Origin of the sequence: Bacillus sp. MMSF_3353 (assembly GCF_030733445.1) — a bacterium.
Classification (GTDB): Bacteria; Bacillota; Bacilli; order Bacillales; family Bacillaceae_G; genus Bacillus_A; species Bacillus_A wiedmannii.
The window spans coordinates 541,755-556,656 of the sequence record NZ_JASHJA010000001.1 but is presented as its reverse complement, the minus strand read 5'-3'; the positions used below and the strand labels follow the sequence as shown (position 1 = coordinate 556,656).

The window sequence follows — 14,902 nt, the reverse complement described above, 5'->3', positions numbered from 1 at the left end:
TTTTTTCCAATTTATTATTTTTTAATACCATATTTTTCTAATATTTTCAGTTGACAAATATATTCATCACCTATATTGTATTAAGTGTATTACATACAGTAGTACACTTAATACAAGTCAGAAAGGAGACATTGCTCTTGCATATTCAACTTGATCCAAGAAGCAACACTCCGATATGGGAACAAATTGTTCAAAATATAAAAGAACTCGTATTGAAAAACATGTTAGCTCCAAGTGATAAACTTCCTTCTGTACGCGAACTCGCTTCTTTACTCGTTATAAATCCAAATACAGTAAGTAAAGCGTATCAAGAGTTAGAGCGACAAGGGATTATTGAAACATTACGAGGAAAAGGAACATTTGTATCCCAATCGATTACCCCAACATTAGACGAAAGGAAAATCGCTATGGTTGAAAAGCAATTTCATCAATTACTATTAGAAGCCTCTTATCTTGGTATTACGAAAGATAAAATTCATGATTGGATAGATTCATACTATAAAGAGATTGGAGGAAATACGGATGCTGAAAGTGACAAGCCTCAAGAAAACAATTGATAATCAAACAATTTTAGACGATGTTTCTTTCACATTACAAAAAGGAAGTATCATCGGATTACTTGGAAGAAACGGTGCGGGCAAAACAACTTTATTACGAACGATGGTCGGCATTTTAGACCCTGATGCAGGGACTGTTACATATGAGGATACAAACATTCATCATTGTCCTGAAATAAAGCAAAAAATCGTATATGTTCCGGATTCTACTAACATACTGAACGGATATACGGTAAAAGAAATTGTAAAGTTTTATAAAGAAGTTTATAACGCATTTGATGAAGCATATTTCTATGAACTGTTAGAACGTTTTAACTTACCAAACAAACGAATTCGTAGTTATTCAAAAGGGATGAAAGCATTGCTTGCCATCATTTTGGCCGTTTCTACAAAAGCAGAATATATCATTTTGGATGAACCGACAAACGGACTTGATCCTATCGTTAAAAGGCAGATTTTACAGTTTCTCGTTGGAGAAGTGGCAGAAAAAGAGATTACCATTTTCATCTCAACTCACCATTTAGATGAAGTGGAACAAATTGCAGATACAATTATTATATTAAAAGGCCATACTATCTCGTCTATTACATCACTAGACGATGCCAAATCACGATTTGCAAAAATACAAGTAGCTTACGAACGTTCATTACCTCAAAAACTAGAAAACTTAAGCAATATTAAAATATTAAATCAAACAGGAAAAGTATATACAATCTTAATTGAGGGAAATGTGGCTGCAACATTGGAGAAGTTTTATAAAGAACAACCTATACTCATTGAAGAATTAACAATGTCACTTGAAGATGTCTTCGTTACGACACTAGAGGAGGATGGTTATGTTTCATAAGGCGTTGTGGACGTGGAATTGGAAACGCGGGAAATATGCTGTACTACTGTTCTTCTTTTATACACTTTATCTTCTATCTTTCGGATACTATAAAGCAGCTCAGCAACAACTTGCTAATTATTATAAATTACATGAAAAGGGAACGTTCTATTATGATTATGCTTTTTGGTCAAATACAGGTAATAGTTTTTGGATAACTATCCTTATTATTTCTATTGCTTGTCTATTAATAGGGTGGGAACGTAGCAGCCAGTCTAATGCACTACTTTTAACAATGCCATTTAAAAGAAAAGATGTTTTCTTATCTAAATGGGCTTTCGGTTCATTTTGGATTATTGGGTCTCTCCTTGTAAACTGGATTCTTATGTACTTTATTTATAGAACAACGATTCATTTTGATTATCAATCATTCGGGCCATTTCATCGATACTTTCTTTATGCAATTGTTTCATATGTTGCAGTATATACAGCTGCATTATGTATCGGTGCCTTTACTGGAAGCGTTGTTTCACAAGTTGTTTTTTGTATTCCTTGGTTACTAATGGGTCTTACATTTATTTCATTGCTGTACAATTTTACAATAAATCATTTAAATGTTCAAAATAATAGAAACTCTCACTTATATGAAAGTCTTTCTGAAATAAATAATAAAACAAATATTGTTGCACCAATATATAATTTTTCTATTTATTACGATTATGATCCAAAATCACGTAAAAAAGAAAACGATCCAAACACTTTAAGAGATCCAGCATCTTATAGATATTATTCAGCTAAATCCATATTGGTCCCGATTTTTTATACAATATTTTACTTACTACTTGGCGCATATTTATATACAAGATCACCAAATGAAAACACTCAAAAGATATTTATTTTCCAAAAACATTTAAAAATATGGATATGGGGGACAACCATTTACTTTGCATTACTAGGTGGCTATAAAATAAATCAATTTTATTTCTTACCTAACTACTATATCAGTTTGTTTCTCGCTGGAATCATTACTTATGTTGTATTATCACGCCTAACAAATTATAAAGTTTTTTAAAGGAGAGATCCTATGTTTCAAAAAGCACTATGGCTAAGAACATATCAACAAAGTAAATATGTTGTATGGTTATTTTGGCTCGTCAGCTTCTATACTTTGTCATATAAATACTATATGACTTCTATTCAACAGCAATATTTTCTAAATATGAATAAAAAATGGAAAGTTATATATCATTACAGTTTTGATTTAACACTTCTAGATTCTATCATGCTGTTAGGTAGTGTGCTAATCGTTCTAGCTTGTACGTTAATTGGATGGGAAAGACAAAATAACGCTAGCGACTTGTTATGGTCTATGCCATTTAAACGTTCACACCTTTATATAACAAAGTGGTTGTTTGGAATCTGTAATATCGCCGCTGTTGTCGTTTTAAACTGGGGGCTATTTGCTATTATGAAAAAGTTAACTTTTCATAATAAATATCAAGTATTTTCCCCTTTTCATAGTTACTTTATATACATGTTAATTGTATTAATCGCTATTTATACACTTACCTTATGTGTAGGTACAATTGCAGGGAATATTATATCGCAAGGATTTCTTACTGCAGCTATATTAATCTTCCCAGTGTTACTTCCATCTCTAATATCAGGAGTCATTGCTGTTCACTCGAATGCCGACTTTCATGAGAACAATGGCAGTATACATGATATTATGGAAAACATACGTATTTCTGGTCCAGCAGAAGAGTTTACTATTAGCTTTAATTACGATCCTCAAAACGCTTATACTGATAAGGATGGAGTACGTCATAATGAACCAAACTTTACAACAATCCCGCCGGCAAAAACATTGATTGCACCTATTGCACATATTATTATTTTATTATCACTCGGTATATATTTATATGCCCGTTCAGTCAATGAGCGAAATGGTAACTACTTATTGTATCCGAAACTACAAAAAGTAGTTATGGCTTGTGCGATTTTCTTTGGTGGAATCGTTGGAGGCTTAATGCTAAGTCGCGCGCATTCATTGTCCAGCTTTTACATCGGATTTTTAGTTACTAGTTTAATTATGTATTTCTTCCTGCCAAAAATATTAAAATGGAAGTTTACTTGGAATATTAACTAAATTCAACATAATCACATGTTGGGCATTGGAGGAATAACATGTTTTATAAGGCTTTATGGTTACATCATTACAAGCAAAGTAAGTACATTCTTTTACTCTTTGCTTGTAGTAGTTTTTGGTTTTTACCTATTAGCTATTTTAATGATTTACAGATTCAACTAACAAGTCTTTCAGCAAACCAAGATAACTATTTCAGCTATAGTTTAAATGGGGATACTCTTATCATCCCCTTCATTCCAACTTTCATATTACTCGCTTGTTCATTAATAAGTTGGGAAAAACGAAATCAAACAGATCATCTGTTATTCGCAATGCCATTCACGAGAAAAGAACTTTTTCTTTCTAAATGGCTGTTCGGGACAATTGTAATTATATTCATAATGAGCCTTAATATCATCTTAATGTATTTTATCCTAACGGTTAATCTGTTTAACCAATATCAATCCTTCGGGCCAATACTTACATTATTATGTTATGTTACCATTACATGGATTGCGATTTTTACAATAGCAATTTTTATAGGAACAATTGCTGGTAATGTCATTTCACATAGTATATTAAGCTTAGTTTTTATTATATTACCATCTGGACTAAGCATGTTGCTGTTTCATTTCACTTGGATTCACACAAATATATCTACAACTGAATTTTTCCTTAAGAAAGCGAATTACACATCATATGTAGAGAACATTGAAGTTTTTGCACCTACTAATAATACTTATATATCTTATACATTTAATCCAAAAGTAAAAGAAGTAAACATTAATAATCTAAAAGAATCCGTTACGGTGCAACACCAATTCCAGCCCACCTGGAAACTTATCACTCCGATTCTATATATTCTTTTTCTTTTACCATTAGGAGTATTTTTCTATAATCGGACAAAAAATGAAAATAACGGTAAACTATTATTATTCACTAAACTACAACGTCTATTTATACCGTGTGTCACGATATGTTTCGCACTATTAGGAGGCTGGTTAACAGGTGAAAAAAACGATCCAATATTAAGTTATTACGCTGGATTCATAATAATAGGAGTATTTAGCTATGTAGTACTTAACTATTTCATAAATAAAAAATTTTTACTTCGCACGAAATAACCTCCTTCAAAAGGAGGTTATTTCACATTCTCTCTTCTTTTCCCATACTCTTTTTCTTGCTTCGTTCCAAAGCCGTCACCATTTGCCACGATTTGATCTGTTGGAGCGACTATGCTTTCAGCAATTCTCCATTCTCCCCCTTGTTGAATAAACACTTGCATAAAATAATTCATTCCATTTAACTGATACGGATTTTCTTTTTTCACTTCATAACGAGCTGCAACATAATACACTTGCACATTCTCAGCTTCAAACTTAGAAATATATTGCGATAATCTCGGGATGTACTGTGATGCTTTCTGAAGTGGAAGTTGTTTTACTTTTATAAGAGAAGACTTTGTCACATTGCTTATCGTATCTTCATGCCGAATGTTATCACTATGATGAAATAAAATAGCATTCTGCATAGAACGAATCCATAGTTTTGAATATAAAACAGGTTGCTTATTTGAAATATGTTGTAATTCTTTCTGAACGACTTGAAGAGGCGTTGCAGCGTCCACGAATTGATTAAAGCAGAAAAAACTTCCAATCATAATGAAAAGCATACAAATACGTTTCATAATTTTTCACTCCGATTCTTTTTAATTAAAGTATTGGAGTTTCAAAATGTTTTTATTCAAAAGAAAAAGGATAGGAAAGCTTTCGCTTCCTATCCTCATTTATTATAATACGCGGCCAAATAGCTCTAACACCATTTCGATTTCTTGGTCGCTCCAACCTTTAAATTTCTCTTTATAATATTCTTTACGCACAGCTTCAAGTTTTTCAGTTACTTCTCTTCCGTGTTCTGTAATTTCTAGGTACACGATACGACGGTCTGAATTTGAACGCTTTCTTTCTACAAACCCTTTTCGTACGAGACGATCAGTAACAGCTGTAATATGACTAGAGGTTACGTTTACTTCACTCGCAATTTGCGAAGCCATCTGTGGACTCTTTAAAAATAATGCGCGTAATACAGAAAATTCATTGTATGGCATATGTTCTGCAAAACGTGTATTAATATCATTTTGTAATAAACGTATCATCTTTCGAAATGATCCGGATAACTCTAAAATCAGTGTTTCTCTTTTTTCGTTCACTAGCCTCGTCCCTTTTTTATCATATTTACACATATTATAATCTATAAATACCCTTATTGTATATGCTTTCTTTCTTTAACATTCTCATTTATGTAACTTTTTCATACAAATTTCTTTTTTGTTCACACATATACATATAAATAAGGATGGTGATGGAAGATGCAAGGTGGAATGAATCCTTATTTACACAACGTACGTACAGCTAATACTGGTAAAGAAGCTACCATTACGGTGCAAGGTGAAGGCGTTATAAAAGCAAAACCAAATGTTGTTATATTAACGATTGGTATTCGTACAGATCATAAAAATGTAAAACAGGCACAAGAAGAGAATGCAGTGCAATCAAAACAATTATTGGATGCACTAAAACAACTAGGTATTGCCGAAAAAAATATAGAAACCATTTCATATACGATTACGCCCCAGTACGAATATGTAAATGATAAAGCATTACTACAAGGATATCGTGTGGAACATTTGTATGAAATTACCGTTTTAAATGTACAAAAAGCAGGGGAAGTATATGATATAGCCGTTTCAAATGGAGCAAACTTAGCAAAAGGGTTACGTTTTCGAATATCTCATCCAAATAAATATTATGAGCAAGCTCTTATTCAAGCTCTGCAACAAGCGGTAGAAAAAGCTCGTGCTATTGCGAGTACATACAATTTAAACATTAATCCAGTTCCACTCTCATTCGTTGAAGAATCCGCCCAATTACCACGGGAAGTGACGTCCTATGCTACTTTACATGCGCAAGCAGCTCCGCCCATTCAATCAGGAGAATTAGAAATCATTTCAACAATACGAGCCATTTTTACGTATTTATAAATAATTTCTTTTATAAGTAAACGTTATCATTTTCCTTGTTGTAAAAACATGATGTTCTGATATAATAAAGGACGGTGAGCTCTTACAAAAGAGATATCACGGGTGGGAGAGGGATATGAAAAAGAAGGTTTAACATGAAAGGAATACTTGAAAGAACATTTAAATTAGGTTTACACGAAACATCACCAAAACAAGAAGTTTTAGCTGGAGTTACGTCATTTTTCACAATCGTATATATTATGATTGTAAATGCATCAATTTTATCGGATGCTGGCATTCCTCTTGAAGCTGGAATTTTAGCAACTGTTTTCAGTTCATTTGTCGGATGTCTGCTCATGGCATTTTGGGCAAATGCACCTGCTATTCTTGTCCCTGGTATGGGCGTAAATGCATTCTTCACGTACACTGCTGTGCATACGCTCGGATTAGCTTGGCAGGAAGCATTAGCAGCTGTCTTCATCTCTGGTATTATTTTTGCAATTGCTGCGTTTACACCAATCGCTCGCTTGCTTTCAGTATCGATTCCAAAGTCATTAAAGGAAGCTATTACTGTCGGCATCGGATTATTTTTAGCATTTATCGGATTGCAAAAAGGTGGTTTAGTCGTTTCGAATCCAAATACTGCTGTTGCAATGGGTAAATTAAGTAACCCTGTCGTTCTTGCGACACTACTTACTCTTATCGTTGCACTTGTACTATTTATTCGTAACGTACGTGGAAGCTTTTTATGGACGATTGCAATAGGAACTGGTATTGCATGGCTATTTGGTCTTGTTGATACAAGTCAAATCGGAAATAGTTCATTCTCATTCGCTAATTACGGCGATGTGTTTGGAGCTATGTCATTTGGCAAACTTTCTTCCTTACCGTTTTGGATTGCAACATTCTCCTTAAGCATGGTGCTTATTTTTGAGAACATGGGACTTCTGCACGGTTTATTAGAAGATGACCGTAAATTCCCACGTGCTTACCAAGCCAATGCAATTTCAGCAATGACATGTGGTCTATTTGGCACAAGCCCTACCGTATCAACAGTAGAGAGTGCTGCAGGTATTACTGCAGGCGGAAAGACAGGTCTGACGTCTATCGTTACAGGGTTGTTATTCTTCGCATCACTGTTTGCACTTCCGTTTGTGAAACTAATTCCTGATAGTGCCATTGCACCAATCTTAATTATTATTGGCGGCCTGATGATTACAAGCATTCAGCAAATTCCTCTGAACGATTTTTCAGAAGGATTTCCAGCGTTCTTAATTATCGTCATGATCCCGCTCACATATAGTATCGCTGATGGCATTGCGTTCGGATTTATTGCTTATCCTATCTTAAAAGTTGCTCTTGGAAAGCGTAAAGAAGTCGCACCGTCTATGTATATCGTTACATGCTTATTCTTAGCCATGTTTGTATTACATGCTATTGGTTAAGTAAAAACACCGAGGAATTTTCCTCGGTGTTTTTTTACTTAAACCATCCTTTTTTATAAAACCAAGCCATCATCCCACCGCCAATTAGCGCCATTAGAAGTAGACAAATAAAATAACTATATTGTCCACCAAGCTCTGGCATATGCGTAAAGTTCATTCCGTATACTCCCGCAATAAATGTTAATGGCATGAAAATAGTCGAGAATACAGTTAATGTTTTCATAATGTTATTCATATGATGTGAGTTTAATGAAAAATAGCTATCCCGAATATCTGCCGTTAACTCGCGGCTTGCTTCAATCATTTCTGTCAGTTTAAGCAAATGGTCATGTATATCTTTAAAATAAATCTCATGATCACTTATACCGTAAAAACGAGTCGAATTTAAAATACGATACAATAAATCACGCATCGGAATGATTGTGCGCCTTAGCTTCGATAAATCTGTACGTATATCAAATACTTCTTCTAATACACTTCCTGCTGTCTCACCCGTTAAATTATCATCAATTGCATTTAAATGATCCTCAATGTAATATACAGGCGCAAAATAGTCATCTACAATTTGGTCGATAATTGTATGCGCTACGTGTAAAGGACTATTTTTAATACGCTTCTTTTCTCCAAGTGTTTTCCATACTCTTTCGATTGCATTGTTATGAGAAAAGTGGAAAGAAACAATAAAACGATCACTAATAAATAAATCAATCTCGTGCGGTTCTAATCCATCCTCACCAAATGCATGAAGAACTAAAAAGTTATATCCATCATAAAAATCAACTTTTGGTCTCTGTACATATTCTATACAGTCTTCAATTGCAAGGGGATGGAACTTAAAATGATCTTGTAAAATGTATGTATACTCTTCTTTCGTTGGCTTATATAAATCTAGCCAATACCATACAATATGGTCTTTCGATGTTTCTTCTAGCGAAACATCATATAATACTTCATCTGTTTTTGTTATTGCACAAATTCTAATCATAATTTCACCCATTATTATTATAAACAAAAAATAGCAAAAAAAGCCAAGGAGAAATACTCCTTGGCCCTTTTTTATTATTCGGTAACGATGCCGTGCACTAACGTTGGTGCATCTACATGTTCGTTAGCAATCTTCATGTTCTCATAAATTTTTGCTTTTACATCGTCCACATTTTCACGGTTTGCGTAAATTGTAACGAGGGATTCACCTTTTTTCACGCTGTCCCCTACTTTTTTGCGAAGCATTAAGCCAACTGCTAAATCAATTTCAGATTCCTTCGTCGCACGTCCTGCTCCTAAAAGCATTGCTGCTGTTCCGATTTCATCTGCAACGATTTCTGATACATAACCGTCTTCCTTCGCTTCTACTTCAATTTTAAATTGTGCTTGTGGTAATTTAGAAGGATCATCAACAACAGAAGCATCGCCGCCTTGCGCTGATAAGAACGTTTTAAATGATTCTAGCGCTTTACCGTTGTTCATTACTTCAATTAATTTCTCACGTGCATCTTCTAAAGATGAAGCTTGTCCAGCAAGGTATACCATTTGACTTCCAAGCGTTAAACATAACTCTTCTAAATCTTTCGGTCCTTTACCTTGTAATGTATCAATTGCTTCTTGTACTTCAAGTGCGTTACCAATCGCCTCACCAAGTGGTTGACTCATATCAGAAATAACAGCCATCGTATTACGACCAACGTTATTACCAATGCGCACCATTGCTTCTGCTAAACGTTTTGCATCTTCATCTGTTTTCATAAATGCACCTGCTCCAGTTTTTACATCAAGAACAATTGCATCTGCACCAGCAGCAATTTTTTTACTCATAATCGAACTTGCAATAAGCGGAATTGAGTTTACTGTTGCCGTTACATCACGAAGTGCATATAACTTTTTATCCGCAGGTGTTAAGTTTCCACTTTGACCAATAACTGCGATTTTGTTTTCATTTACAAGTCGCATGAATTCATCATTTTCGATTTCAACATGGAATCCTGGAACTGCTTCTAATTTATCAATTGTACCACCAGTATGTCCTAACCCACGTCCAGACATTTTTGCAACCGGTACACCTAAAGCGGCTACTAATGGACCTAACACAAGTGTTGTTGTATCACCAACACCACCTGTTGAGTGCTTATCTACTTTTACCCCTTCAATAGCTGATAAGTCGATTGTATCACCGCTATTTACCATTGCCATAGTTAAATCAGCACGTTCTTGATCGTTCATATCTTGGAAGAAAATTGCCATTGCAAGTGAACTTACTTGGTAATCAGGAATATCACCATTCGTATATCCTTCAACAATAAAGTTAATTTCTTCTGTCGTTAGTGCATGTCCGTCACGTTTTTTTGCAATTAGGTCCACCATTCTCATTGTGAGGTCACCCCTTCATTTGTTTTACGATTGCTTTTACTAATGCTAAGAAGTTAGCTTTAACACGTTCTGTCGTTTCGATTACTTCATCGTGATGAAGTGGCTGATCTAAAATACCAGCTGCCATATTTGAAATACAAGAAATACCAAGTACTTTCATACCAGCATGACGCGCTACAATTACTTCAGGTACTGTTGACATACCAACTGCATCTCCGCCAAGTGTACGAAGCATACGAATTTCAGCAGGTGTTTCATATACAGGACCTGTCATTCCAACGTATACACCTTCTTGTACTTTAATATTTAAGTCCGCTGCAACTTGTTTCGCCATTTCACGAAGTTCTGTCGTATATGATGTAGACATATCAGGGAAACGTACGCCCATTTCAGAATCATTCGGTCCGATTAATGGATTTGTACCCATGAAGTTAATGTGGTCTGAAATTAACATAAGATCGCCTGGCTCAAATGATGTATTTACACCACCAGCTGCATTTGTTACAACAACTGTTTCTACACCTAGTTCTTTCATAACACGAACTGGGAATGTTACTTTTTGCATGTCGTATCCTTCATAGAAGTGGAAACGTCCTTGCATTGCTACTACTGTTACACCTTGAAGTGTACCGAATACTAGTTGACCTGCATGACCTTCTACAGTTGATACTGGGAATTCAGGGATTTCACTGTAAGGTACTGTTACTGCGTTCTCGATTTCATCTGCTAATACACCTAGTCCAGATCCAAGGATTAGTCCTACTTGTGGCGTTTCTTGAAATTTCTCTTTTAAGTATGAAGCTGATTTTGTAATAAGTTCACGATTCATTTGTTTATCCCCCTATTTCTTTAGCTCGTTTAAGAAGCTTGTTCCGTGTTCTGGCATTTTCACGCCGAAGTTTTCTGCTACCGTTGCACCAATATCAGCAAATGTTTGGCGAATTGATAATTCTTGTCCGCCATCTTTCATGCTTGGGCTATATGCTAATAACGGTACATATTCACGTGTATGATCAGTACCGTGGTGAACTGGATCATTACCGTGGTCTGCTGTAATTAATAATAAATCATCTTCTTTTAGTTTTTCGAATACTTCTGGAAGACGAGCATCATACTCTTGCAGAGCTTCTCCGTACCCTTGTGGATCACGGCGGTGTCCAAATAATGCATCAAAGTCAACTAAGTTCAAGAAGCTAAGACCTGTAAAGTCCATATTTAATGTATCTACAAGCTTATCCATTCCATCCATATTAGACTTCGTACGAAGTGACTCAGTTACACCTTCACCATCATATATGTCAGAGATTTTACCGATAGCAATAACATCGTAGTCACTATCTTTTAATTCATTCATTACCGTACGGCCGAATGGTTTTAATGCATAATCATGACGGTTTGGTGTACGTGTAAAGTTTCCAGGCTCACCAACGAATGGACGAGCGATAACGCGACCTACCATGTATTTCTCATCTAATGTTAATTCACGTGCAATTTTACAAATTTTATATAACTCATCAAGCGGCACTACTTCTTCGTGTGCTGCGATTTGTAATACGCTATCAGCAGAAGTGTAAACGATTAAAGATCCTGTTTCCATTTGCTCTTGACCAAGCTCATCAAGAATCTCAGTTCCAGAAGCTGGTTTATTACCGATGATTTTACGACCTGTTTTTTCTTCTAATTCATCAAGTAATTCTTTCGGGAAGCCTTCAGGGAAAACTTGGAATGGTGTATCAATGTAAAGACCCATAATTTCCCAGTGACCTGTCATTGTATCTTTACCAGTAGATTTCTCTTCCATTTTTGTATAATATCCAAGTGGTTTTTCTACTTTAGAGATACCTTTCATTTCACGAATGTTACCAAGACCTAATTTCACCATGTTAGGCATTTGTAACCCATTCATATGTTCAGCAATGTGACCAATTGTGTCAGATCCTAAATCACCAAATTGCTCAGCATCTGGTGCTTCACCGATTCCAACAGAATCCATTACGACTAGGAATATACGTTTATATTTATTCATAACTGCGACCTCCTATAAGTTCAGTTCTACTTCTTGTAGTATGTTCAAAACGCTATAAAGTGAAACTGTTCTCCATAAGAATTCTCTTTCGTTCTCATTGTCAAACAGTACTTCTTTAATTGATTCTCTAACCTATTTCGTTTACTTCGAAACGACTCAAAAACATTTCTAGTTTTTTCTAAGTCAGATGTCAGACATCTGATACAGATATCATAACATGTTTACGCTTTCTTTTTAATACATTTTCGTAGAATTTCTCATTTTCTTCACACTTCTATTGTAATCCATTATGCAAATAAGTGCTAATTATTTTATGATTTATTTCTTCATATAAAGTGAAACTTTGATTAGTAGGAGTTTAGTTCTTCTCCACTGATTATAAGCCCTCATCAATTGGACGTTTACGGAATAAAAATAAAAAGCAGCTCTAAAGAGCTGCTTTTTATTTTACTTCTACTGTTTCTTCTTTATGTTCATGTAGTTCGCCTTTTTTAACATGAACTTTCACTTTGTAAGAACCATTTTCTTTGAAAGTATGTTTCGTTTCATACTCTCCTTTATTTCCTTCTTTCGCTGGAATAAATTCGTGTTTTTCAACACCATCTTTCCAAATCTCAAGTTGTACTTCAGCACCAGTTAACGCTTCTTCTTTTTGTTTTAAATGAACTTTCATAGTCGATTCAGCATTTGCTTTTATATCACCAGCCATAAGATGGATCATTGTATCGCTTTTATGATCGCCATGCCCTGCACCGTGATGACTATTTTCTTTTTTCGCATCTTCTACTTTCGCATTTCCTACAGCCACTTTTACTTCTGGCATAACATGCATTTCACGTGCATTTGTGTGAGCGATAATATGGTATACTCCATCCGTCTCGAACGTTTTCTCTACTGCATAAACACCTTTTCCTTTATGCTTACCATCTAACATCTCGTGCTTTTCGTCGCCAGCTTTCCAAATTTCAAACTTTACATCATCAGCATCTGTTACTTTTTCTTTTCCTTGTGTAACAAGTGCTTGTACTTCTGTTTTTTCACCAGGTTTAATTTCTTTCGGATTTGTTTGAACTGCTACTTTTACAGCTTCTAGTTTCTGTTCTTTTTTCGGTTCTTCTTTGTTTGTATTACAGCCAGCCAATGCTAGCATCGCGATAAATAAAGTCATAATAAGTTTTTTCATCATCATTTCCTCCTTCATACCTTATTTAGTATAGAGGAAATACATTGTAATATTCTAGTCTTCTGCTGAAAACAATGTACGAAATGTTTGTGAAGTTTTTGTGAAGTACTGTAGCCTTTTGAATCTATGAAAAAAGAGCATAGTAACTATGCTCTCGGATGAAACTGTTTATATACATCTTTTAATCTAGCTTTTGAAACATGCGTATAAATTTGCGTCGTTGAAATATCTGCATGTCCAAGCATTTCTTGCACAGCACGCAAGTCTGCTCCATTTTCTAATAAATGCGTAGCAAAAGAATGGCGCAACGTATGCGGTGTAAGCTCTTTTTCAATATTTGCTTCTTTCGCCAATCGTTTTAAAATTTTCCAAAATCCTTGTCTTGATAATCGATTCCCATGATGGTTTAAAAAGAGTGCATCTACTACTTTTTTCCCCATCAATTCTCTTCTTCCCTTTTCAATATACTTTTGAATCGCTTCCGTCGCTAAACTTCCTAGTGGAATAATTCTTTCTTTATTCCCTTTCCCTATGCAACGAACAAATCCCATCGTTAAATGTACATCTTCTAAATTTAAGGCAATTAATTCCGAAACACGAAGTCCTGTTGCATACAATAACTCTAGCATCGCCTTGTCACGAACCCCAAAAGCACTCGTCATTTTCGGTGTCTGAAGTAACGCCTCTACTTCATCGATTGATAGTACTTTCGGTAATTTCCGTTCTCCTTGCGGCGTTTCAATATGTACGGATGGGTCGTGCTCTACCGCCCGTTCACGAAGTAAAAATTGGTGAAACGAACGAATCGATGCAATATGACGTGCTAATGTTTTCGAAGATTTTCCGTTTTCTTTTAAGTGCTGCAGAAAATTAACAATGTGCAAGCGTGTTACTTCATGAAAGCTTTTCGCCTGTTCTACATTTTGCAAATACTTTACATAACTTTTTAAATCACGTTCATAAGATACTACTGTATTTTTCGCTAGCCCTTTTTCGACAACCATATAATGAATAAAATCTTTTAATTGATCTTCCAATCTACACTACTCCCCATTTTCATAGAAAAACATCATTCTATTTACGAAAGCATCCTTTGCCGGCTCTTCATTCCCTGATACTTTTTCTACAGTCTCTTCTTTTGGCTTTTCATAACGATGATAGCTTTCATATTCTTCATTTATCCATAGTATAGCGAAATAAAACAAAATCGTACAACTTGTAAATAATAAAAATACTTTTATCCCATCAAAAGTTAATTTTAAAGCTCGGCGCATTGTAAATTCCTCCAAAATATAAGTTATTACAACATATGCCAAGCTTTCACCAATTTATACCTTATTCAAATAAAAAACCT

16 protein-coding genes are annotated in these 14,902 nt (G+C 34.9%); 7 read left to right on the top strand and 9 right to left on the bottom strand.

The window, feature by feature from the left end:
- The first annotated feature begins 137 nt into the window (after positions 1 to 137).
- Genes RBB48_RS03010 through RBB48_RS02990 form a run of 5 tightly spaced genes read left to right on the top strand, consistent with a single transcriptional unit; the run spans position 138 to position 4,635 of the window.
- Complete coding sequence (locus tag RBB48_RS03010; protein WP_046957464.1) at positions 138 to 557, top strand: GntR family transcriptional regulator; 420 nt, start codon at positions 138 to 140, stop codon at positions 555 to 557.
- A complete protein-coding gene (locus RBB48_RS03005; protein ID WP_087985125.1) occupies positions 523 to 1,404 on the top strand; it encodes an ABC transporter ATP-binding protein in 882 nt (293 codons plus the stop codon). Before RBB48_RS03010 ends, RBB48_RS03005 begins: the two co-directional genes overlap by 35 nt.
- Complete coding sequence (locus tag RBB48_RS03000) at positions 1,394 to 2,455, top strand: ABC transporter permease subunit (protein ID WP_088608112.1); 1,062 nt, start codon at positions 1,394 to 1,396, stop codon at positions 2,453 to 2,455. The genes RBB48_RS03005 and RBB48_RS03000 overlap by 11 nt, the downstream gene beginning before the upstream one ends.
- A 12-nt stretch (positions 2,456 to 2,467) precedes the next feature.
- Complete coding sequence (locus RBB48_RS02995) at positions 2,468 to 3,532, top strand: ABC transporter permease subunit (RefSeq protein WP_088608113.1); 1,065 nt, start codon at positions 2,468 to 2,470, stop codon at positions 3,530 to 3,532.
- Positions 3,533 to 3,570: 38 nt separating this feature from the next.
- Entirely contained in the window at positions 3,571 to 4,635 is a 1,065-nt protein-coding gene (locus RBB48_RS02990; RefSeq protein WP_088608114.1) for an ABC-2 transporter permease, read from the top strand.
- Positions 4,636 to 4,652: 17 nt separating this feature from the next.
- Here RBB48_RS02990 and RBB48_RS02985 read toward each other — a convergent pair whose 3' ends face one another.
- On the bottom strand, positions 4,653 to 5,198 hold the full coding sequence (locus tag RBB48_RS02985; RefSeq protein ID WP_000820916.1) for a hypothetical protein: 546 nt from the start codon (positions 5,196 to 5,198) through the stop codon (positions 4,653 to 4,655).
- 102 nt (positions 5,199 to 5,300) lie between these two features.
- Entirely contained in the window at positions 5,301 to 5,720 is a 420-nt protein-coding gene (locus RBB48_RS02980; RefSeq protein ID WP_001003308.1) for a MarR family winged helix-turn-helix transcriptional regulator, read from the bottom strand.
- A 159-nt stretch (positions 5,721 to 5,879) separates the two neighbouring features.
- Here RBB48_RS02980 and RBB48_RS02975 point away from each other — a divergent pair, with 159 nt between their 5' ends.
- Positions 5,880 to 6,551, top strand: coding sequence for an SIMPL domain-containing protein (locus RBB48_RS02975; RefSeq protein ID WP_060488353.1), 672 nt, complete (start codon positions 5,880 to 5,882; stop codon positions 6,549 to 6,551).
- A gap of 134 nt (positions 6,552 to 6,685) precedes the next feature.
- Complete coding sequence (locus RBB48_RS02970; RefSeq protein ID WP_060488352.1) at positions 6,686 to 7,975, top strand: NCS2 family permease; 1,290 nt, start codon at positions 6,686 to 6,688, stop codon at positions 7,973 to 7,975.
- A 34-nt stretch (positions 7,976 to 8,009) separates the two neighbouring features.
- On the opposite strand, the gene corA is transcribed toward RBB48_RS02970, so the two are convergent.
- From corA to RBB48_RS02935, 7 genes are all read right to left on the bottom strand, one after another.
- Entirely contained in the window at positions 8,010 to 8,972 is a 963-nt protein-coding gene (gene corA, locus RBB48_RS02965; protein WP_141542698.1) for a magnesium/cobalt transporter CorA, read from the bottom strand.
- A 62-nt stretch (positions 8,973 to 9,034) separates the two neighbouring features.
- Positions 9,035 to 10,339, bottom strand: coding sequence for a pyrimidine-nucleoside phosphorylase (locus RBB48_RS02960; RefSeq protein WP_087985129.1), 1,305 nt, complete (start codon positions 10,337 to 10,339; stop codon positions 9,035 to 9,037).
- Between the two features lie 7 nt (positions 10,340 to 10,346).
- Complete coding sequence (locus tag RBB48_RS02955; RefSeq protein WP_001078444.1) at positions 10,347 to 11,168, bottom strand: purine-nucleoside phosphorylase; 822 nt, start codon at positions 11,166 to 11,168, stop codon at positions 10,347 to 10,349.
- A 12-nt stretch (positions 11,169 to 11,180) separates the two neighbouring features.
- Positions 11,181 to 12,365, bottom strand: coding sequence for a phosphopentomutase (gene deoB, locus RBB48_RS02950; protein WP_048546267.1), 1,185 nt, complete (start codon positions 12,363 to 12,365; stop codon positions 11,181 to 11,183).
- A 442-nt stretch (positions 12,366 to 12,807) separates the two neighbouring features.
- Positions 12,808 to 13,551, bottom strand: coding sequence for a FixH family protein (locus RBB48_RS02945; protein ID WP_137013664.1), 744 nt, complete (start codon positions 13,549 to 13,551; stop codon positions 12,808 to 12,810).
- Between the two features lie 143 nt (positions 13,552 to 13,694).
- Positions 13,695 to 14,585, bottom strand: a complete 891-nt coding sequence (gene xerD, locus RBB48_RS02940; protein ID WP_000390083.1) for a site-specific tyrosine recombinase XerD — start codon at positions 14,583 to 14,585, stop codon at positions 13,695 to 13,697.
- Positions 14,586 to 14,591: 6 nt separating this feature from the next.
- Positions 14,592 to 14,822, bottom strand: a complete 231-nt coding sequence (locus tag RBB48_RS02935) for a YqzK family protein (RefSeq protein WP_001250432.1) — start codon at positions 14,820 to 14,822, stop codon at positions 14,592 to 14,594.
- Positions 14,823 to 14,902 lie beyond the last annotated feature (80 nt).